The organism is Bordetella tumbae, from assembly GCF_965139195.1.
Classification (GTDB): Bacteria; Pseudomonadota; Gammaproteobacteria; order Burkholderiales; family Burkholderiaceae_B; genus Bordetella_A; species Bordetella_A tumbae.
The window spans coordinates 1-18,729 of sequence record NZ_CBCSJH010000031.1 but is presented as its reverse complement, the minus strand read 5'-3'; the positions used below and the strand labels follow the sequence as shown (position 1 = coordinate 18,729).

At 58.5% G+C, this 18,729-nt stretch carries 20 protein-coding genes and 1 tRNA gene; 11 read left to right on the top strand and 10 right to left on the bottom strand.

The window, feature by feature from the left end; all coding sequences use genetic code 11:
* Nucleotides 1-2 precede the first annotated feature (2 nt).
* The 3 genes from ACNA0J_RS23185 to ACNA0J_RS23175 form a co-directional block, all read right to left on the bottom strand.
* Entirely contained in the window at nucleotides 3-722 is a 720-nt protein-coding gene (locus tag ACNA0J_RS23185) for an SDR family NAD(P)-dependent oxidoreductase (RefSeq protein WP_415821230.1), read from the bottom strand.
* A gap of 87 nt (nucleotides 723-809) precedes the next feature.
* Nucleotides 810-1,337, bottom strand: coding sequence for a 2,4'-dihydroxyacetophenone dioxygenase family protein (locus ACNA0J_RS23180; RefSeq protein WP_415821229.1), 528 nt, complete (start codon nucleotides 1,335-1,337; stop codon nucleotides 810-812).
* 127 nt (nucleotides 1,338-1,464) lie between these two features.
* Nucleotides 1,465-2,670 (bottom strand): MFS transporter, encoded by a 1,206-nt coding sequence (locus ACNA0J_RS23175; protein ID WP_415821228.1) that lies wholly within the window; start codon nucleotides 2,668-2,670, stop codon nucleotides 1,465-1,467.
* A gap of 196 nt (nucleotides 2,671-2,866) precedes the next feature.
* On the opposite strand from ACNA0J_RS23175, the gene ACNA0J_RS23170 reads away from it, so the two are divergent.
* Both ACNA0J_RS23170 and ACNA0J_RS23165 read left to right on the top strand, forming a co-directional pair.
* Complete coding sequence (locus tag ACNA0J_RS23170) at nucleotides 2,867-3,460, top strand: BPSL1445 family SYLF domain-containing lipoprotein (protein ID WP_415821227.1); 594 nt, start codon at nucleotides 2,867-2,869, stop codon at nucleotides 3,458-3,460.
* Between the two features lie 283 nt (nucleotides 3,461-3,743).
* Nucleotides 3,744-5,024, top strand: coding sequence for a glycosyltransferase family 2 protein (locus ACNA0J_RS23165; protein ID WP_415821226.1), 1,281 nt, complete (start codon nucleotides 3,744-3,746; stop codon nucleotides 5,022-5,024).
* A 48-nt stretch (nucleotides 5,025-5,072) separates the two neighbouring features.
* Here the strand turns inward: ACNA0J_RS23165 and ACNA0J_RS23160 are convergent, their stop codons facing one another.
* The gene (locus tag ACNA0J_RS23160) at nucleotides 5,073-5,393 is read right to left on the bottom strand and encodes a hypothetical protein (protein ID WP_415821225.1); all 321 of its coding nucleotides are present in this window, start codon (nucleotides 5,391-5,393) and stop codon (nucleotides 5,073-5,075) included.
* A 122-nt stretch (nucleotides 5,394-5,515) separates the two neighbouring features.
* On the opposite strand from ACNA0J_RS23160, the gene ACNA0J_RS23155 reads away from it, so the two are divergent.
* On the top strand, nucleotides 5,516-5,761 hold the full coding sequence (locus tag ACNA0J_RS23155; RefSeq protein WP_415821224.1) for a hypothetical protein: 246 nt from the start codon (nucleotides 5,516-5,518) through the stop codon (nucleotides 5,759-5,761).
* Nucleotides 5,762-5,924: 163 nt separating this feature from the next.
* Here ACNA0J_RS23155 and ACNA0J_RS23150 read toward each other — a convergent pair whose 3' ends face one another.
* Nucleotides 5,925-7,385 carry an aminotransferase-like domain-containing protein gene (locus ACNA0J_RS23150; RefSeq protein WP_415821223.1) on the bottom strand — a complete coding sequence of 487 codons (1,461 nt, stop codon included), beginning with the start codon at nucleotides 7,383-7,385 and terminating at the stop codon, nucleotides 5,925-5,927.
* Nucleotides 7,386-7,994: 609 nt separating this feature from the next.
* Here ACNA0J_RS23150 and ACNA0J_RS23145 point away from each other — a divergent pair.
* The 3 genes from ACNA0J_RS23145 to ACNA0J_RS23135 all read left to right on the top strand — a co-directional run bounded on the left by ACNA0J_RS23145 (nucleotide 7,995) and on the right by ACNA0J_RS23135 (nucleotide 10,761).
* Nucleotides 7,995-8,071: transfer RNA gene (locus ACNA0J_RS23145), tRNA-Met, on the top strand.
* A 237-nt stretch (nucleotides 8,072-8,308) separates the two neighbouring features.
* Entirely contained in the window at nucleotides 8,309-10,309 is a 2,001-nt protein-coding gene (locus ACNA0J_RS23140; RefSeq protein ID WP_415821222.1) for a DUF4139 domain-containing protein, read from the top strand.
* A gap of 110 nt (nucleotides 10,310-10,419) precedes the next feature.
* A complete protein-coding gene (locus ACNA0J_RS23135) occupies nucleotides 10,420-10,761 on the top strand; it encodes a hypothetical protein (protein ID WP_415821221.1) in 342 nt (113 codons plus the stop codon).
* An 89-nt stretch (nucleotides 10,762-10,850) separates the two neighbouring features.
* Here the strand turns inward: ACNA0J_RS23135 and ACNA0J_RS23130 are convergent, their stop codons facing one another.
* Nucleotides 10,851-11,210, bottom strand: coding sequence for a hypothetical protein (locus ACNA0J_RS23130; protein ID WP_415821220.1), 360 nt, complete (start codon nucleotides 11,208-11,210; stop codon nucleotides 10,851-10,853).
* A 176-nt stretch (nucleotides 11,211-11,386) separates the two neighbouring features.
* Here ACNA0J_RS23130 and ACNA0J_RS23125 point away from each other — a divergent pair, with 176 nt between their 5' ends.
* The 3 genes from ACNA0J_RS23125 (at nucleotide 11,387) to ACNA0J_RS23115 (ending at nucleotide 13,442) form a co-directional block, all read left to right on the top strand.
* Nucleotides 11,387-11,515 (top strand): entericidin A/B family lipoprotein, encoded by a 129-nt coding sequence (locus ACNA0J_RS23125; protein WP_094820556.1) that lies wholly within the window; start codon nucleotides 11,387-11,389, stop codon nucleotides 11,513-11,515.
* Nucleotides 11,516-11,622: 107 nt separating this feature from the next.
* A complete protein-coding gene (locus ACNA0J_RS23120; RefSeq protein WP_415821219.1) occupies nucleotides 11,623-12,057 on the top strand; it encodes a BPTD_2524 family lipoprotein in 435 nt (144 codons plus the stop codon).
* Nucleotides 12,058-12,149: 92 nt separating this feature from the next.
* A complete protein-coding gene (locus ACNA0J_RS23115; protein ID WP_415821218.1) occupies nucleotides 12,150-13,442 on the top strand; it encodes an aspartate carbamoyltransferase in 1,293 nt (430 codons plus the stop codon).
* A gap of 130 nt (nucleotides 13,443-13,572) precedes the next feature.
* Here the strand turns inward: ACNA0J_RS23115 and ACNA0J_RS23110 are convergent, their stop codons facing one another.
* The 4 genes from ACNA0J_RS23110 to ACNA0J_RS23095 form a co-directional block, all read right to left on the bottom strand.
* The gene (locus ACNA0J_RS23110; protein WP_415821276.1) at nucleotides 13,573-14,472 is read right to left on the bottom strand and encodes a recombination-associated protein RdgC; all 900 of its coding nucleotides are present in this window, start codon (nucleotides 14,470-14,472) and stop codon (nucleotides 13,573-13,575) included.
* Between the two features lie 162 nt (nucleotides 14,473-14,634).
* Nucleotides 14,635-15,594, bottom strand: a complete 960-nt coding sequence (locus tag ACNA0J_RS23105) for a Bug family tripartite tricarboxylate transporter substrate binding protein (protein ID WP_415821217.1) — start codon at nucleotides 15,592-15,594, stop codon at nucleotides 14,635-14,637.
* 32 nt (nucleotides 15,595-15,626) lie between these two features.
* The gene (locus ACNA0J_RS23100; RefSeq protein ID WP_415821216.1) at nucleotides 15,627-16,394 is read right to left on the bottom strand and encodes an alpha/beta fold hydrolase; all 768 of its coding nucleotides are present in this window, start codon (nucleotides 16,392-16,394) and stop codon (nucleotides 15,627-15,629) included.
* Nucleotides 16,391-16,984, bottom strand: a complete 594-nt coding sequence (locus ACNA0J_RS23095; RefSeq protein ID WP_415821215.1) for an amino acid synthesis family protein — start codon at nucleotides 16,982-16,984, stop codon at nucleotides 16,391-16,393. The genes ACNA0J_RS23100 and ACNA0J_RS23095 overlap by 4 nt, the downstream gene beginning before the upstream one ends.
* A 112-nt stretch (nucleotides 16,985-17,096) precedes the next feature.
* Here ACNA0J_RS23095 and ACNA0J_RS23090 point away from each other — a divergent pair, with 112 nt between their 5' ends.
* Nucleotides 17,097-18,005, top strand: coding sequence for a LysR substrate-binding domain-containing protein (locus tag ACNA0J_RS23090; RefSeq protein WP_415821214.1), 909 nt, complete (start codon nucleotides 17,097-17,099; stop codon nucleotides 18,003-18,005).
* A 135-nt stretch (nucleotides 18,006-18,140) separates the two neighbouring features.
* Nucleotides 18,141-18,359, top strand: a complete 219-nt coding sequence (locus tag ACNA0J_RS23085) for a hypothetical protein (RefSeq protein WP_415821212.1) — start codon at nucleotides 18,141-18,143, stop codon at nucleotides 18,357-18,359.
* Nucleotides 18,360-18,729 lie beyond the last annotated feature (370 nt).

The following is an 18,729-nucleotide window of genomic DNA, read 5'->3' as shown; positions in this document are numbered from 1 at the left end:
TCTCAGACGACCAGGTATCCCCCATCGACCGGCATCACCACACCCGTCATGAACGATGCCGCAGGCGAGCACAAGAATGCCACACCATTGGCAACGTCCTGCGGCGTACCCCAGCGCCCCAGCGGCGTACGAGCCAGAATGGGCTGTGCCCGCTGGGGATCGTCCTGCAGCGCCTGCGTCAATGCCGTGGCGATCCACCCCGGTGCGATCGCATTGACGCGAATTCCATCCTTGGCATAGGCAATGGCCAAGGATTTCGTCAACTGCGCCACGCCGCCTTTACTGGCTGCATAGCCGGGCACCAGGCCGCCCCCAAAAAAGCTCAGCATCGACGCCATATTGACGATGCAGCCGTTGCTGGTTTTGAGCAGCTCGCGCGCAGCGGCGCACATGCGCATGGTGCCACTCAGGTTGACGGCTACGACCTGATCAAACACATCGGGATCCAGCTCTTCGCCGCGTTTGATGATCCCCGCGCAGTTCACGAGCATATCCAATGCCTCGATCTGCGCGAATATGGCATTGACCTGGTCCGGTTTGGTTACGTCGGCTTCGATGACTTGTACATTGTCATCCAGAGATCCGTCCCCGCGGCCCAGGCCAACAGCTATCACCTTTGCGCCGAGCCGTGCCAGTGCATTGGCGACGCCTGCGCCGATGCCTTGCGTAGCGCCAGTCACCAGCGCGGTTCTACCTGCGTACAAATTACTGGTGAACGTCATCTCGCGTTCCTTTTTTGCTGTGTTGTGAGGCCGGTAGGCCGGTGCGTTGAGGGTGCCCTCCTTGCCTGCGTCTTGGTTCGGCCATGATCAGCGGATGAATTGCTTGACATAGTCCGCCCCTAATCCCACGGCCTCGAAATGTCGTTTACACATATCGATCTTGGTGAATACGTCTTCGTATCCGTTGCCTTTGCCCCAGGGGTCGGTGTAGTACATCACGCCGTTGACTTGGAAATAGGTGATCATTTCCTCGCAGTCTTCGGGGACATAGAGGGTGTGGGTTTCACCCGGCGGTTCGAACACGTAGGAGCCTTCTTGTGCCCACCAGTCATGCTCCAGATATTTCCATTTGCCTTTGAGGACGAAGCCATGCACGGCTTGCGGGTGGCGATGCCGGCTCAATACTCCGGACTTGCGCACCTTCAGCAGATTCATCCAGTAGCCCTGGCTGGCGTTCAGACAGAGTGGGCGGAACCACACGTTTTCTGCCTGCGGGACCCACAGCCGCTCGTCCTTGGGGATAGCACTCTCCACCACAATTTCGGGTAATGCCTCTACCGGGTTAGGGTATTGATAGGGCATCATCGGGTTGGCTTCTTTGTTATCAACGGGCATCACATCGCTCCTTTGTCCATAATATAGAATATATGGTTATAATATGGACATTATAGGGCGAGCGCTACCGACCTAAAAGTGCGCTTTATAGGTATTAACCCGTGGTTTAAACGGAAAGCGAAGCGGATCAGGCGGGCTGCACTAGCGCGACGCGTTTTTGCAGCCAGAACGTCAACCCTAGATTCATGATGGCCAGCGCGGTCAGAACAGACAGTGTGCCCATCGCGCCTATATGAGTGATAAGCACGCCGCATACTAACGGGGTGAACGCCTGGCACAGGAGCGAGGATCGAGCCAGTTTGCCCATCACGGGGGCCAGCATGGTCGACGGCAGCAGTGCCAACGGCAAGGTGCCGCGCACCAGCGCGCGCAGTCCGTTTCCTATGCCGTAGCACACCATGCCGAGTGCCGCGATCTGGGGGCTGATCAAAATCAATAGCAATCCCGCTGCGACAAAGCCCGCAGAGAGCAACCCCATCCAGATCGGATGCAGGCTTTTGATGCTGAATGTGATCACGCGCATGGCCACCATGCTGGGCCCGATCAGTGCGCTGAGCGCGATGGCCGAGGCAAGGCTATGCCCGGCGCCTTGCAAGAGCGCAATGATCTGTACGGATACTGCCGTCATCAAGATGGCGGCAATTGAAAACACGCTCGAGAGCAGCCAATAGGTGCCGCGTGAGACATTGCCTGATGGGACTGCAGCTTGAATGTTTTTCTTCTGAACGGGCGAGGCCGCATCAGCCTCTGTGTCCTGCGGGAGGGCTTTCAAGTAGAGCGGGGCCATCGTGGCCGCCAGCACGCCTGCGTAAACCCAGCAGGTCACGCGCCATCCGAGCGGTTCGACCATCCAGGCCAGTACGGGCCAGACGATGGTCGTCGCAAAACCTGCGATGAGAGTGATCGCATTAATGACGGCTCGAGCCCGTTGTCCATACATGATCCCCAGTGTTGTGAACAATGGGTCATATAGGCCTCCCGCCATACCCACGCCGATCAGCGTCCATCCGATTACGAATACGGGGATGTTGGGGGCGAGGCCGATTACACATAGGCCGGCCGCCACAATCCAGCTCGATCCAATGAGCACCTTGCGGCCGTGACGACGCGCAATATAGATATTGGCCCGCGGTGATAGCAGCGCCGATACCAGGACGCCGATCGTCAGCGAACCATAGATCCAGGTCATGGACCATCCGGTATCACGATGAATGGGCTCGGCCAGCACGGCGAGCAAAAAGAAAGAGCCGCCCCAGATCAATATTTGGGCGATACCAAGCAACATGCTGTCAAAGAACGGTAATGCTGCTTGTTGCTGCTTATTCGGGCGCACGCGCCGCTCCAGGGGGGCTTCGGGATGAGGGGTATGGTATCAGGCACGTAAGTAACAGTTAATTACCCTGAGCCACAATTCCCCTGATTACGAATTGCCTTGTTGCGATTGGCAGGGATGTCTTGCAGGCTCACGCAATTTGGCTATCAACAGGCGAGTAGAGTGAAAGGCTCCTCAATAACAACTGGAGCGTCTCATGCTTAATACATTCCCGACGATGCGTCGCGCTGCGATGGCGGCGATGACGGTTGCAGTGGCTGGGCTCGTATTTTCCGGCTGCACCACGACCTCGGACAAAGCTTCAGCCAGCGCCGCTGAACAGAGGCAGGAAATCAACAGCGGAACGGACGCCACGCTGAGCAAGTTGTACGAGACGTCGCCACAGGCCAAGGCTCTGGTCGAGCGTGCCAAGGGTGTGCTGGTGTTTCCGTCTGTGTTGAGTGCGAGCTTTATCGTAGGTGCGCAGCATGGCAAGGGCGTACTGCGGGTGGGCGGCGTGGATTCCGGGTACTACAGCACCACGGCGGGTTCGGTAGGGTTCCAGGCGGGTGCGCAGTCCAAGGCGGTCATTCTGCTGTTCATGACGGATGAAGCCTTGCAAAAATTCCGCAACAGTAATGGGTGGACGGTAGGCGCGGATGCGACGGTGGCTGTTGCCAATGTAGGGGCGAACGGCAGCATTGATACCAATACTGCTCAGCAACCCATTGTTGGTTTTGTTCTCAACAACGGTGGGCTGATGGCAGGTGTTTCACTCGAAGGCGCAAAAATTGCCAAATTAGACCTCTGATAGGAGACGAGAGCGTCTTTCGGGCGCTCGTCTTTACCTGCTTCAGATCGTTTTTCGTCGCGAAATGGCCGCCAGTCTGGCAAGACTGGCGGCCATTTTTTGTATTTAATGGGGAGGTATCAACCCGTGATATTTAGACTTTTTCCGTGATAGTATTGTCCAAATACATCAAGGTGTGAGATTTTCTGGGCTGTCACGAAATCGTTCACTTTGGCTCGTGTATCGGCACAGCCCCGGGGACAGGGCTGCAGACAAAGCAGGCTCACTTTGATGGTCGGTATCCGTGTTTCTGGTCTACGCTCTCTATGTCGCTGCGATTGGCATCAGTGTCATCTCTTTGCTGAGCGTGATCCTGCGTTTGATTTCGCTGCGCGAATACCGCCCGACCGGCTGCGTGCCAGTGTCAGTCATTCTGCCGCTGACGGGCGAGGCCCGATCGTTCGGAGCGCTGCTCGAGGCACTCAATAAGCAGACGCTGCGTCCGGCCTGTCTGCTTGTCACCGTCGAATCCGAGCTGGATCCCGCCTATGCCAGGGTTCAGGCCGAAGCTCACAACGCAAGCTTCCCGATCAAACTGGTCGTCGCGGGTCCCGCCACCCATCAGGCACAAAAATGCCGCAATCAACAAGCCGCACTGGATCAGCTGGATCCCGAGATCAAAGTCCTCGTCTTGATGGATGGCGATATCGTGCCCGACTCAGAATGGTTGGGCGGCTTGGTTTGGCCTATCGTTTCGGGGCAATACGACATCATTAGCGGCCATCGCTGGCAGCAAGTCGCCAAACACCGCATCGGCGCGCATTTTGTCACGGCCGCTGATCGTGCGATTACCTTGTTGCCACGCATAGAGTTGGACTGTGCTTGCGTGACATGGGGAGGCAGCATCGCCATGACGACGCTGGTCGCGCAGCGCCTGGATCTGCGGTCGCTATTGGATCGTGTGCTTTCCGATGATTTGGCCTTGGCTCGCCGTGCTGCTGAACTGGGACTGCGCGTCGGGACGCATAAATCCTTGTTAGTGCCGTCGCCCAACCGGCAATCGTTTGTATCGGCGTGGCATTTCGCTCGCCGGCAGTATCAGATGTGCCGTATCTATCGGCCCGCATTGTGGCGGCTGGGGTTGTGCGTTGTCGGGCTGCGCTTGTCCGGATGGGGGGCTGCCATGTGGTTTGCCGTGATGGAAGGCACTGCCATGTGGGTGCTGGCATCGCTGATGACCCTGGGCGTATTCAAGCAATATGGGATCAGCGAAGTGTCTCGCCAGATGGACATGCCTGATTCCGGGTCTGTGCGGCTCGTTCAAATCGTATTGGGCTGTCTGCAGCCGATTGTGGATGTCTTTCACCTGAGTGTGATTGCCGCGGCGCATTGGGCAGCCCGTGTGCGATGGGGGCATGTGACGTATCGCGTGTCGGGTCCAGACAATATTCAGGTCGAGGCGCGGGAGCCGTTTGGAGGCAGACGCCCACTCGAGCGGGATTACGCGACGAATCTCGGCGACTGGGAATTGGCCGAAATCGCCGGCCAGGGCACAGAACCCCCCCCAGTAGGGGGAGCCTCTTGATTCTTGCTTGCAAGACTCAACCAGGGTGATTGCACTACGTGGCTTTGTTTACGAGCCAGATTTTTGTTCTGACGGTGCGGGTGCCGGTAACGCCTCGCACGTGAAATCAATGGTCGCCTCTTTGGGCATCAATCCCGTAGCGTGATTGGATGTCACTTTGGGTTGCGTCATGCGCTTGTTCATCGACGCACAATGAGCCTCGGCCTGCTCGCGCGCAATGTGTTTGACTTCTACCCACGTCTGCCATTTGGCGCCTGCGTTATACGTCACTCGATACGTATCGGGCCCCGTGGGCGTGGTTTGGCTCATGCTGGTGCAGGCAGCGAGCAGCGAAAACGTCAAAGCATAAGTGAGCGGGCGAAGCAGCATGAGGATTCCACGAATAAGATCTGTGCTATTACAAAGCACAGGGATGCTCTGTGCAAGCGCAATAGCTATCATTGGCGGGCATGCTAGCATGCCCGCCAAGCATCATTCTTCACGAGGTTTTCATGGATATTCAAGAACAAATCGCTGTTATTGTGCACACGATTTCGCACCAGGGCGGGCGCATTGATGCGTTGAACTCGGTCCTGTCGTCGATGCTGCACCTGGCCAAATCGTCGCCCGGTCTGCGCGAGGCGATCGAGGCGCAATTGGAGCAGAACTATTCCAGCTTGTTGGCACGCTCTGAGAATCCGCAGTATGTGGCGGGTTTTGAAAGCGTACGTGACAGTGTATTGGCCGCTATCAAATAATTTCACTGTTCAGGCCGCTCGACTTACCCACAGCTTCTGTGGACAACCCTTGGGATAGCTCGGGCAAAGAAAGAAAACGTCCTTGTGGGGCAAGGGTTTACCCCTGGCGGTTAAATCCTGACATCAATGCGCAAGAATCGGGCCAAAGGAGGGGCGATCGACGCTAGTCTGTCTCGGCCACGATATTGCTGAGCGTGCGCATGGCCTGAGCCATCTGGGGCGTATACGGCGAGCCGCAGCTCAGTCGCAGGAAATGGTTATAGCGGTCCGAATTGGAAAACATGGTGCCGGGGGCGATGCGTATCCCATGCGCCAAGGCTTGTTCAAAGACCTTTGTACTGGATCGTTGGCCGGGCATTTCCACCCATAGCAGCATGCTGCCTTCGGGCATGCTCAGGCGAGTGCCGGGCGGGAAATATCGAGCCACGTCTTCGGCAATATGCTCGCGCTGGCTCTTCAATTGGCGGCGCAGACGGATCAGATGTCGATCATAGGCTTTGGACGCCATGTATTCGGCGACGGCGACCTGAGCCAGGGGCTCATTCGATCGGCTTTGCGCAAATTTCAGCATGGCCACGCGCGCGGCCCAGCGGCCACCCGTCATCCAGCCCAATCGCATGCCGGGCGCCAGGGTCTTGTGCATCGAGGCGCAATAAATCACGTTGCCCGTGTGATCCCAGGATTTGATAGCCGGCCGCAATTCATTGTCATCGCAGAGCAACCCATAGGTATCGTCTTCGATGAGAGCAATCTGATGGCGTTCGCACAGTGTCACCAGCCGCGCCTTTTCAGTATCCGGCATGATGCAGCCCAACGGATTTTGAAAATTAGGCACCACGACCACGGCGCGCAGGTGAGGGTGGGTCTGCAGTGCTAATTCCAGCGCGTCCACAGACAGGCCGTGTTGCGGGCTGGTCGGGATCTCGAGCGCACGCATGCCCAGGCTTTCCAGGATCTGCAGCAGGCCAAAGTACACCGGTGATTCCACGGCAACGGTATCTCCCGGTCGGGCAACCGCCCGCAGCGCCAGGTTGACGGCCTCGATGCAGCCGTGCGTGACCACGATATCGTCCGGCCCCAAGCTCATTCCCAGCTCCAGGGCGCGCCTGGCCAGGACCGTACGCAATTCTGGATGGCCGTGGGGCGGTACGCGATCGACCAGCATCGAGGGATGTTGGCGCACTGCGCGAATCATGGCCTGCTTGAGCGCCTCGGCCGGATACTGCTCGGGGGCGGCAGCGGCGAGGGCCAGGTTGATGCTGGTGGTGTGCCGCTCGCATTGCGCGATGAATTCCGAGACACGATCGTGGATCCCCACATAATTTGCCGGGCCGGGCAGTACCCCGGGATCCGGCTCGGATGCCGGCAGCATGACCGTGCGATGCTTGGCGCGGACAAAATATCCGGAGCGTGGGCGGGCTTCGATCAGGCCATCGTCTTCGAGTTGCCGGCAGGCTTGCAGCGCCGTTGACAGGCTGACGCGATGGGTGCGGACCAGATTGCGTACCGAAGGCATGCGCTCTGCGGGCGCCAATACGCCGTTATCAATGGCTCGGCGATAGTGATCAGCCAGCCGTTGATACAGAGGCTGATCGTGAGTCGGCTGAACTTGAGGGGAGGTCATAGGCACATCCATCTCAACATCATGAGCCCGATCGGGCCAAACCGTAATACACAGTTTGCGGGAAAGACGACCATAACAGATCCCCAAAATGCTGTCTGTTACGGCACAGAAAACAAGCCTGTGTGTCTGTTGCGATGAAGGGCGGGCGCGTAATCTGACTGGACGGTTTTGGGCGGTTTTTCGAGATCGCCCGATCTAGACAAACTCGGGATTGGCCATTGTCCGGCCCGAGCTATTCTCGACAGGAACGCCATCATGACCAGCAGCAGCGCACCCGGCACCAGCACATCCAGCTTGACGGAAGAAATCGTCTTGCCCCCTGGCTCTACACAGACTGTGTACGGCGTTCGTGGCACGGTACTGATCTGTCTGACAGGCGGTGTCATCCAGCATCAATCCATTCCCCGTGACGGTGACGCCATGCCGTACATCGCCCAGTCGCCGTTGCGGCAGGGCGAGTCTTATGTATTCGAAGACACTCACTCGATCCTGCTCAGGGCAGAGGGGCTGACGCATCTGTTATGTATACGGCCACGCCCGGTTTGGCGTGTATGGGCGAAGCAGTTGATGCAGCGCATCGAATATTATGCTATGATTACAAACATCAGACGCGGGGTGGAGCAGTCTGGCAGCTCGTCGGGCTCATAACCCGAAGGTCGTAGGTTCAAATCCTGCCCCCGCAACCAAATTTCAAGCGCTCCCGTGCGAATTTCGCCGGGGGCGTTTTGTTTTTTCGGCTGTGGACGCCGTCTTTCCAAGACCGGATCAAGTCGTTGTCAGAGCTGGCCCGTCATCGCCATGCTTGTAGTGCACCTCTGCGAACACCCGTGTTGAATTTTTGCGCCGCCCTTATGCGCGCATGACGCTCGGCTATAGCTATAGTACGACCTGAGAATCAGCGCATAGGGCGCGCAGGAGGAGTCATGTTCGATCGTACCGTCGTCAGCTTGTGCATCGCGGTGTTGGCGCCGATGAGTGTTTGGGCGTCAGATAATGGCTCGATACGCGAAGTCAGGCTGTCATCGGGGGGCTTGGCCGAGATTGTCAGGGCTGCGCCGGTGAACGACGGCTCTGTTCGTCTGGAGGTGCCGCTCGATCAGGTCGATGATATTTTGAAAAGCCTGGTGCTCAATAGCTCGGCAGCCTCTGTGTCGGGCTTTTCGTTGGTCGGGCCCAGGCCGCTCGAGGAAAGTTTCAAGGGTCTGCCGTTTCCGCCTCAGGCGCTGGCTTCGGTGCCTGCGCTATTGACCGCTTTGCAGGGCGCAGCCGTTACCGTGACGAGTAATGGCAAAACGGTGCAGGGCAAGGTGCTGGGAGTCGAGCCGCGCAAAGGCGCCGATGGCACCCAGTTTTTCCTGTTGTCTGCGCTGACATCCTCGGGCGCGGTCGCGACGCTGGAGTTGTCGCAAGACGCCTCTATCAGTGTCGATGACGCCGCGCTGAGGGACAAGCTCGCCGAGGCCGCCGACGCGATCGGGCGGGCCAAGAACGACCGGTCGCGCGTGATAAATATTAATCTGACAGGCGCATCGAACAGCAATGTCGATGTCTCGTACGTAATCGCCGCACCCATATGGAAGACAGCATATAAGGTCGTGGCGCAGGACGATGGCAAAGCCCGATTGCAGGCCTGGACAGTACTGGAAAATGCCAGTGGCGAAGACTGGAAGCACGTCAAAATCGTGTTGACGTCTGCGGATCCCGTAACGCTCAGGCAGCGTCTGCACCAGTTGTATTGGAAGAATCGATACGAGCTGCCGGTGAATACGGCCTCGACCAATGTGCCCAGGGCGGATACGGGAAATCTGGCGAATCGTGAGCAAGCGGCAGGAGCTGCTGCCTCGACGGGGGCGGCCAGGATGAGGGCGATTCGGCCCGCACCTGCCGCGCCAATGTTGGAGGCAGCGCCGGCACCCGTTGCCATGGCGGATCAGTATGGCGGGGCAACGGCCTCCGCCGAGGACAGCGCCGCGGCCAGTGAAAGCGATATTTCCGCCACATTTGCGCTGCCAGGTACTTACGATCTGGGCAATGGCGACACCTTGTCCACGCCTATTGTTGATGCTGAGGTGCCGGCCACGATGGTGTCCGTGTATCAGGCGGGCGCATCGTCACCGCATCCTGTGGCTGCGTTGATGCTAAAGAACACGACGGGTGTCAGTCTGCCGGGCGGCATTCTCACGATTTATGACGCTCAGTCGGGTTATGTCGGTGATGCACAGTTGGTAGGGTTGCCCAATGAGGACACGCGTTTGGCCAGCTTTGCCACAGACCGAAAGGTGAGTATTGCCGAGGATCAAAAACCGGTCGATGAAGTCGTCGAGATCAAGGTGGTGGACGGGCTGCTGCGCTTGACGCAAAAGTCCCGTATCGTGACGCGGTACACCGTCTCGGGTGCCCTGGACGGTGAGCGTGTTGTCGTGATTGAGCATCCCGTTCGATCTGGGTGGACCTTCTCATCACCTGAAAGCGATGGCAAAACCGCTACCCATCATCGGTTAAAGGCCACTGTGGCGGCGGGCCAGGAAAAGACGTTGGAAGCCGTGGATGAGCAGTTGCAGCGCAACGCTTATGCGGTGGTTGATACGGCACCCGACATGTTATTGGCGTGGTCGGCATCCAGTCCCGACAAGGCCTTGGCGGCCAAGCTGGTTCAGTTGGCCGAGGCACGCAAAAAACAGGTCGAGGCGCAGGCCGCTCTACAGGATCTGGACGACGCGCGCGAGCGCTTGGTGGGTGAGCAGGAGCGCATTCGGCAGAATCTCGGCGCGGTGCCGGGGAGCAGCGATTTGAGCACGCGTTATCTGAAGCAGCTGGAGAGCAGCGAAAACGAAATCCGCGGGCTGAGCGACAAGCGAGCTGCGATGGAAGACGACGTTCACAGTCTCGAGGGCAAAGTGCAGCAGATTCTCAGGACGTTCTGAGGCTGAAGCATGGTTTGTCTTGGGGTAAATCCCACTGTAGCAGCCGCGCCGGGCATGGGATACCATGCCCAGGCGGATTATCAGCTTTCTCTTCTCAGGAGACGTGTTACATGGGTACAGCCAAGTATGATCATCCCGGCTATATCGCAGATATCGGCCCGCAGGGACAGTACTATGTGGGCGTTTGGTGCCCGCATGGTTATCCCGCACATGTTCATATAGGGGATGCCGCCGCTACGGCGGATTCGGCGGATGCGAGCTTGCGGCTGCGTATTCCCGATGGAGCATTCCAATCGCTATCTGACGATTTTGAAACGCTGTGCCGGCGCGCTATCGGCCAGGCGTTGAATACGGGGTTACTAAAGAGCGGGCTAGGGGGCTTTCAAGAAACGCGCCTGGTGTTGGAAACGGAGCCGTGGTCGGGCCCGATGCAGGCAGCAGCCAAACAGTAGCGCACGCTATGATGGATAGGGCCTGCCTGTGCGTGGGCGGCCCTGTGGTTCGTATGAATCGGTACGTGGCGCCGCCGCAGTACTGTTAATTACTGGGTCTGCTTGCCCGGTTGACCCAGCATGGCCACCAAGGCCTGCTTCAGATGTGGCGAAAAGATCGGCACGGTGTGCGATACGCCATCCCGGTCGGTGCCTTCTTTCAAGGTGACCGATTGCCCCTCGAAAATTTCCGGCGCTTTGCGCTTCTCTACATAGCGGGCGAGCAGGGCGTCGACCTGTTCCTGTGCGACGCTCAAGGGGGCTGCACTGGCTAGCCGTCGCGCGGCATGGGCCTGCAATACATGGTGCAGATCATCAATGAATAATGCCAATGCGGCTTGGCCGTGACCGGGCTGTTGCCAGCCCCAGCCTTGGTCCGCATCGCCGGGCGTAGAAGAAGAATGTCGCATACCGTCATCCTACCTTATGAGAGCTTTGGCGTGTATGACACAGTGTGCACTGTTGGCATATTGATTTGTTTGGCGATTTGTTAAAAAACGGTGCATGATTACCGAGCCGGGGATCTGAAGTCCGGCTGCAGGGTCAGTAGGTCTGGCCCTGATGATAAGTCGTCACAGGAGAACTCATGAAAAATCGCATTTTGCTCGTCGTTCTGCTTGCTGTGTCCGCCATCTCGGCGGGGTGCAATACGATTGCGGGGGCCGGCAAGGATATCGAAAAGGGCGGTGAAAGCATTCAGCGCGCGGCTGATTAAGGTTGGCGCCCGCCGCTCACTCACTCGGTTTGCGTGAGCGGCACGCCGCGCGACGTGCGGCTAGTGATGCATAATGCCACCATTAGCACTATCTAGTGGGAATGACTATGCGCATTTTGGGTCTGGCAGGGTTGACCATTGCCGTTGTATTGAGCGGCTGCGCCAGCAAAGGGTTGTTGTCCGGCGATCCTCCAGGAGCAACAGAAACTTTTTCGGTACAGGCAGATGTCCAGGCGGCGCATCGCCGCGCGGGCGAGTATGTGCGTGTTTGCCATGAGCAACGCACCCATCCTTATGGTGTGGTGTATCAAACGCATCAGACCTTGGGGGAAAAGGGCGCGCCCAATGAGATTCGGATTTTCAAGCAGACCGAGCCCGCCAAAATCCTGGAAATCATTCGAGCCCAATCGGACGGCGCCAGTGCGTCGAACGTCACCGTCATGGTGCTGGGTCAAGGACAGTGGGATCAGGCGGAGATCGAGGCAGCCAAAGCCTCGATCCAGAGCGCGACGCCGGTATGCCGTCCGTTGGACCGCCAATAACGCTCCTCGAGTCGCGATAGAAAATCGCTTGCGGCGCACGAAATCCTGGGTTTAATATACGCATTGCGTACATTAGCAACCCAGGGGCCGCCATGTCCATTTCCCAGCAAGCCTTTCTACGCGACGCCATGCGTCGCCTCAATCTGACTCGCGATGTCTTCGCCACCCGTATCGGCGTGAAGCGACGTGCCCTAGACACATGGCTCCTGCCAGAAGGATCGCAAGAATTCCGTGCGATGCCCGAGGTGGTCGAGCGTTTTGTCAGTGAAATCGTACAAAACAGCGCCTTGCTGGAAAAGTATACGCAGAGCGCACAGGCCGGCCCGTTGCGAGAGCGGATCGCAGTGAATGGCAAACACCAATTACTGTCTGTGGATCAATTTACCCGCGAGTCGGTCGAGGATCTGTTCCGCGTAGCCGACCTGATGCAGCCTGTCGCCCGTCGGCAAAAAGTATCTCGCGTCCTGGAAGGGGCGGTGCTGGGGAACCTGTTTTTTGAGGCCAGTACGCGTACGCGCGTGAGTTTCGGTTCGGCTTTTTGCCGCCTGGGCGGTTCGGTGTGCGATACCACCGGCTTTACCTTTTCCTCGATGGCCAAAGGCGAGTCGATTTACGACACCAGTCGCGTCATGAGCGGTTACGTCGATGCCATGGTGATTCGTCATCCCGATAAAGGCTCGGTCGCCGAGTTTGCGCAGGCTACGAATATCCCCGTCGTCAATGGCGGCGACGGTCCGGGCGAGCATCCCAGCCAGGCACTGTTGGACCTGTACACGATTCTGACCGAGTTCTCGCGGCTGGGTAAGCTGCTCGATGGCGCCCATATTGCCATGGTCGGCGACCTGAAATACGGCCGTACAGTGCATTCGTTGATCAAGCTGTTGGCCTTGTACAAGGGCATCAAGTTCACCTTGATTTCCCCACCAGGGCTGGAAATGCCCGACTACATCATCGAACAGGCTAGCCGTAACGATAATGTGATCGAGCAAAAAAGCAGCCTGGCAGAGGGCTTGGCGGGCGCAGACGTAATTTATGCGACGCGTGTGCAGAAGGAGCGTTTCGCCAACGAGGAAAGCGAAGGCTACACGCCCGAGTTTCAGATCAGCCGCGCGACGATCGACACGCATTGCGGACCCGATACGATCGTCATGCATCCGCTGCCTCGCGATAGCCGGCCCGGTGCCAACGATCTGAGCGTCGATCTGAATGACGATCCGCGTCTGGCGATTTTCCGTCAGACGGATAACGGTATTCCGATCCGGATGGCGATTTTCGCGGTGCTGCTAGGGGTGGAAGGTCTGGTGCAGCATTCGATGCGCGATGTGACGTGGAAACATCCGTCGCATATCGGCCCGGACGATTCGATTTTCCACGGGCTGGATTGATGGTCTTTACCGGCGGGCATGTATGGCCGCCGGGCTTGGTTCTCAGGCAATGTGTTTATCCTGAGATGGCCCGGCGATAAAAGCAATGATGCCCCACGGACTGGATTGAACCCAGTCTGTGGGGCTTTTTTTAAATACGCTTTTCGCCGCCTAAAGCCTCGGTGAGATCGGCCAGCAATTTCGCCAGTTCGCCCGTCATCAATGCCATGTCGGAATCGAACTTTTCATCGTCATTTTGCATGACGGTGTCGTTGCCTTCCTTGAGGACGTCCAGTGGCGCAACACGTTTCACGTCGAGGGCTTCGGTCAGCACGAAGGACACGCGGTCGGCCCAGGTCAACGCCAGGCGCGTGCATTGTTTACCTGACTGAATGTGGCGGCGCACGTCGTCGACGTCGATGGAATGCTTGACGTAACGAATGGCGGCGCGGCTTTCGCCCGAGGCGCGCAGTTCGGTGTCCTGGTCGATGCTGAAATTCGCGGGGGCCTCGTCGGCGGCCAGCCAGCCGGTCATGGCGGCAGCGGGCGATTGCGCGACGTACAGGTTTTCCAGTGGCAGCGGATCGATGGTCTTGACCAGCAAGCCGATGACTTCATCGGCCTTGGCCGAGGCGGCGGCATCGATGACCAGCCAATGGTTGACCGGGTCGATCCAGACACGCGTGTCACGATAGACACTGAAGGCCTTGGGCAAGAGCTCGTCAGTGACGCGCTCTTTGATTTCCTTCATTTGCTTGCGGCCAGGCTTGTACCCTTGTTGCTCTTCGATTTCCTGAGCGCGGGCACGAGCGACCTGGTTGACGACCGTGGTCGGCAGCAGCTTTTTCTCGGCACGCAGGCTGAGCAAAATCTGTTGATTGACGGTGTGTGAAAGCGCGGCGTTTTCGCGAGGCGAAATCCAGCCCACGCTCTGCATTTCGAGGTTGTTACCGGATTGGTAGGCATGCCGAGCCAAGCTTTCTTCGAGCTGTTCGCCGGTCAGCGTCCACGGTGCGGATAGTCGGTAGATCTTGAGATTCTTGAACCACATGGCGTCGGGCAAAAGGGTTGATTCTATACGACCCTTGCCCGGTTCGCCGGCAGGTCAGTGCTTTTCTTGTGTATCTCGAGACGACATCGGGCCGACGCTCAGTGTCCGGCTCCTTCAGGCGCAGGCCGGATGATGTTCTGTCTGCCGGGCTGGGTTTTATCGCTAGAGATCGACTTTGACTTTGCCGGATTTCACCAGGGCCGCGACCTCGCGAATTTCGGACAGCAAGGCCGCTTGCAATGCCTCGGGCGGGCCTCCTGTCGGCGTGAAGCCTTGCTCGCCCAGTTTGCGCCGAACATCTTCCGTTTGCAGTGCGCGGTTCACGCCCTGATTCAGCGCGGCGATGATGTCCGTTGGCGTCCCCGCGGCGCAATACGTGCCGAACTGGATTTGTGCGGAAAATCCCTGGTAACCGCTTTCCGCGATAGTGGGGATGTCCGGATATTTAGGTAAGCGTTCTGCGCTGGTAACGGCCAATACGCGCAGCCGGCCGCTTTTCAGGTAGGGCTCGACGGCAGCGACTGTGGCAACGACCAACTGGATTTGTCCGCCCAGCAAGTCCGTCATCATCGGCCCGGTGCCTCGGTAGGGCACGTGCAGCATGTCGATGCCGCAGGCGGCTTGCATGAGTTCGGTAGCGATATGTTGGGGAGTCGCGTTGCCAGGCGTGCCAAAGGTCAGATCCTGGGGGCGAGCCTTGGCCTGTTCGACTAGTTCTTTCATGGTCTTGGCTGGCACATCGGCGTTCACTGCCACCATGTACGGCGAGCGCGCGATAGGGCATACGGGCGCCAATTGCTTGAGAACGTCTTCAGGTGGCCTGGCGTAGTAGCGTACGGACGGAACCAGACCTGCGAATAGCAGAATGCCGCCGTCTTTCGCGCCGTTGGCGGTGTAGTCCGCGCCCAGCATGCCGCTGGCCCCAGGCTTGTTTTCGACGATGACGGGACGGTTCAGCGCAGGCTCTAGTGAGGCCGCAATCACGCGTCCCAGGACGTCGGTGCCGCCGCCTGGGGGAAAAGGCACGACGACGCGCAACGGCGCCTCGCGCGCCCAGGCGGGTTGAACCAGTTCTGCGGCGCCTAGGGCGGCGGCATATTTGAGTAGGGTTCTGCGATTCATGGTTTGTCTCCTCCCTGTGCGGGAATAGTGCGTTATGTAGAGGCCGGCAAGAAAAAACCTCGCAACGCCTGAGCGACGGTGGCAGGCGCCTCCACGGGCAGCATGTGGCGCTGTCCTGCGACGATCTGCAATTGCGCCCGCGGCAAATCGGCGGCCAGGGTTTCGCTCATGCGCGGTGTGGAGCCCACGTCGTCGCTGCCTGTCATGACGAGTACCGGGCAACGGATCGCGTGTGTATCGATCAGGCGATCGCCCGTGACGAACATGCGATACGCATGCAGAAAGCTGTCGCGGTCATTGGCGAGTAAGCGTTGTCCGATTTCCTGGACACGCGTTTCGTGGGTTTCGCGATACGCGGGAGTGAACCATCGCGCCAGGGATACGGCCGTCGAGGCTTGAGCATCCTGAGTTGTTGACGCGTCGAGCCGCGCGCGAACCGCTGTGGCTTCGGCTTCGGTGCGTTGATAAACCGTACTCAGCAGTGTCAGTCGCTGGACGCGTGAGGCTCTTGTCGCGGCGTAGTGGGCTGCAATCAGGCCTCCCATGGAATAGCCCAACAAATGAGCATCGTTCCAGCCGGCTTGGTCCAGTACGCGGTCCAGTTGTTTGGCAAAGTCTTCCGGTGTGACGGCAGCTCGTAATGGAGCCGCCTGTCCGTGACCGAGGAGGTCGTACCGCAAGACCTCAAAATCCGATTCCAGGCAGGGAGCGAGGTCATCCCACAGGCGATGATCCAGACCCACACCATGCAGCAGGACCAAGGGCGCGCCCTGGCCTGATCGACGCACCGCAGCGTTCATTTTGCTTGCGCCTCTTGTTCCAGTTCTTTCAAGTCGGAATAGCGATTGCCGATGCGGTGATGTGGGCGGCCAGCGGTGGCAGCGCCCAAGGCAATCACGATTTCATCGGGGGCCGGTGCGTCGTAGATGCAGGTCTGTACGGTCAGATAATGCGAGCGTAAGCCTTCGTCTTGTTTGTGCATCATCGGAATGGAGATGACGCAACCCGGACCGCCCCGCGTGTTGGTGAAACTCAGGTAGCTGGTGCCTTCTACCGCGTTGCGATAGGCATTGCCAAAACGCAAGGTATGGATCAGGGCGGACGCATGTTCGACTTCGCCCGAGGTGCCGACGATAGCCGCTTTACCGTAAGCCTCGATCGCATCGGCCGACCCTGCATGGCGCAGGATTTCGCCGACCAGTAATTCACCCAATGGCGGTGCGGCGGCCAGGATTTCCGGGCGCAGATTTTCCTGAAACGGTTTGTCGGCCCAAGGGTTACGGATTACTGCTGCAGCCACGATCATCACCAACGGTTTTTCAGCGGCTTTGCCGCCTTCGATCAAGGTCTTTTCTACGTAGCTAACGACTTTGCGAACTTGCACAGACATGCTGGGCTCCCGGTTGAACGATGGGAGCATTGTTGGCGCTGCAGTCCGGTTTTAGCAATCTAAATTAATTCATGTTAATTTCGGAAAATCCGAATTAGATAATGGCTGCACCATGTCTGCTCCTTTGAAAATTCAGCATCTGCGTCAGTTCGTACTGGCGGCGGATCTGGGCAGTTTCCGCGATGCGGCCCAGGGCACTTTTCGCTCACAAGCGGCTGTTTCGGCAGCGATGCAAGACCTGGAACAACAGATTGGCGCACCGTTGTTCGAGCCTGGCAAGCGCGCTCGCTTGACGCCGTTGGGGCAGACGTTGCTGCCGTCATTTCGAGAGCTGCTGGCGACGCATGATCGCGTGCAGGATGGGGCGCGGCTTTATGCGATGGGGTATCAGGGGCCAGTGTCATTGGCGGTGATGCCTTCGTTGGCAGACGAGTGGCTGCCGCGATTGGTGGCGCGTTATGCCCAGCGGCATCCTGATGTTCGAATCCGGGCCGTGGATGAGTCGTCTCCCAATGTGCATCGTCTGGTGTTGTCGGGAGATGTGCAGGTGGGCGTGGCGGGTCAATTGCCGCGTACGGACGAGTTGGCGTTCAGCCCCGTTGCGCGTGATAGTTTTGGTCTGGTTTGCCGCAAGACGCATCCCTTGGCGCGGCGCCGCAGTATTGCGTGGTCTGAGTTGACCGGCGAGCGATTGATTGCAAATGCGACGTTTGCGACGCTCAAGGGCCGCCAGCTTGGCGCCGGCGTGGATGATCCAGCGATGGATATTTCGAATCGAGCTTCGTTGCTGGCTAGTGTGGCGGGGGGACTCGGGGTGACCGCGTTGCCTGTGCTGGCTCGACCTCCCGCGAGCACGGGTCTGGCGTTCGTGCCGTTGGTCGAGCCTGTCGTCGAGCGTATCGTCGGTGTGTTGACGCGTCAGGACGAGACGCTATTGCCTTCGGTTGCGGCGATGCATGCGTTGGCGTTGCGTTCGTTAGCGCAGTTTACGCGGCGCAAAGGGGCGACGTTGTATGAGTGAGCGGGCTCTGTGTCGCACAACGGGTCCGTAGCGGTTTTCACTGGTGGCGTACTGCGATGCGTTCTGTCACTGACAGAGTACGGGCCTTCTGGTATCGTCCGCCGCATCGTCATTGATGAATAAAGGATGATAACGATGAAACTGGCGACGCTTGTGGGTGCGGTTCTGATCGCATTGGGTGCGGCGGCATTGGTGTACAAGGGTTTCAACTACACCAGCGAAGAAACCGTGTTGCAGATCGGTTCGGTCAAGGCGACGGCGGAAACGGAAAAATCGATCTCGATTCCGACTTGGGCTGGCATTGCTGCGATTGTGGCCGGCGTGCTGGTGATCGGTTTCGGCCGCCGCCGTTGATCCAGGCAAAAAAAGGCCCGGCTTGAAAAAGCCGGGCCGGGCAGGGTCACACAATGCCGCGCCGTTAAAGGCTCGCGGGGGGCGCGGCATTGGTGTCAGAGAACTGGCCCTGCAATCGTCGGACTGGGGATCAAACGTCCGGCAATGTGGAGCAAGACCGTGTTCTGAGCTTCCAGTCTAATCTCGCCGGTCTGACATCGTCCTGAATCTCGGTTCTTTTGGTTGCGCCAACGGCTTGCTGCCCCTCGTGGGGGTATTTTTCTCCGCTACGGTTGTTGTCTGTGGCATGCGTAGAGTGGAGTTCTTTTGGCGCAGGAGGTCGGCGTGTAAAAGCCCCGCCGGGCCTATCGCCGCGACTCGGCCCATGAGC

Excerpts from the sequence above, each read along its gene's own strand:
- ACNA0J_RS23185 (WP_415821230.1), bottom strand. The coding sequence starts at position 722 with ATGACGTTCACCAGTAATTTGTACGCAGGTAGAACCGCGCTGGTGACT.
- ACNA0J_RS23180 (WP_415821229.1), bottom strand. The coding sequence starts at position 1,337 with ATGCCCGTTGATAACAAAGAAGCCAACCCGATGATGCCCTATCAATAC.
- ACNA0J_RS23170 (WP_415821227.1), top strand. The coding sequence starts at position 2,867 with ATGCTTAATACATTCCCGACGATGCGTCGCGCTGCGATGGCGGCGATG.
- ACNA0J_RS23160 (WP_415821225.1), bottom strand. The coding sequence starts at position 5,393 with ATGCTGCTTCGCCCGCTCACTTATGCTTTGACGTTTTCGCTGCTCGCT.
- ACNA0J_RS23155 (WP_415821224.1), top strand. The coding sequence starts at position 5,516 with ATGGATATTCAAGAACAAATCGCTGTTATTGTGCACACGATTTCGCAC.
- ACNA0J_RS23150 (WP_415821223.1), bottom strand. The coding sequence starts at position 7,385 with ATGACCTCCCCTCAAGTTCAGCCGACTCACGATCAGCCTCTGTATCAA.
- ACNA0J_RS23140 (WP_415821222.1), top strand. The coding sequence starts at position 8,309 with ATGTTCGATCGTACCGTCGTCAGCTTGTGCATCGCGGTGTTGGCGCCG.
- ACNA0J_RS23135 (WP_415821221.1), top strand. The coding sequence starts at position 10,420 with ATGGGTACAGCCAAGTATGATCATCCCGGCTATATCGCAGATATCGGC.
- ACNA0J_RS23130 (WP_415821220.1), bottom strand. The coding sequence starts at position 11,210 with ATGCGACATTCTTCTTCTACGCCCGGCGATGCGGACCAAGGCTGGGGC.
- ACNA0J_RS23125 (WP_094820556.1), top strand. The coding sequence starts at position 11,387 with ATGAAAAATCGCATTTTGCTCGTCGTTCTGCTTGCTGTGTCCGCCATC.
- ACNA0J_RS23120 (WP_415821219.1), top strand. The coding sequence starts at position 11,623 with ATGCGCATTTTGGGTCTGGCAGGGTTGACCATTGCCGTTGTATTGAGC.
- ACNA0J_RS23115 (WP_415821218.1), top strand. The coding sequence starts at position 12,150 with ATGTCCATTTCCCAGCAAGCCTTTCTACGCGACGCCATGCGTCGCCTC.
- ACNA0J_RS23110 (WP_415821276.1), bottom strand. The coding sequence starts at position 14,472 with ATGTGGTTCAAGAATCTCAAGATCTACCGACTATCCGCACCGTGGACG.
- ACNA0J_RS23105 (WP_415821217.1), bottom strand. The coding sequence starts at position 15,594 with ATGAATCGCAGAACCCTACTCAAATATGCCGCCGCCCTAGGCGCCGCA.
- ACNA0J_RS23100 (WP_415821216.1), bottom strand. The coding sequence starts at position 16,394 with ATGAACGCTGCGGTGCGTCGATCAGGCCAGGGCGCGCCCTTGGTCCTG.
- ACNA0J_RS23095 (WP_415821215.1), bottom strand. The coding sequence starts at position 16,984 with ATGTCTGTGCAAGTTCGCAAAGTCGTTAGCTACGTAGAAAAGACCTTG.
- ACNA0J_RS23090 (WP_415821214.1), top strand. The coding sequence starts at position 17,097 with ATGTCTGCTCCTTTGAAAATTCAGCATCTGCGTCAGTTCGTACTGGCG.
- ACNA0J_RS23085 (WP_415821212.1), top strand. The coding sequence starts at position 18,141 with ATGAAACTGGCGACGCTTGTGGGTGCGGTTCTGATCGCATTGGGTGCG.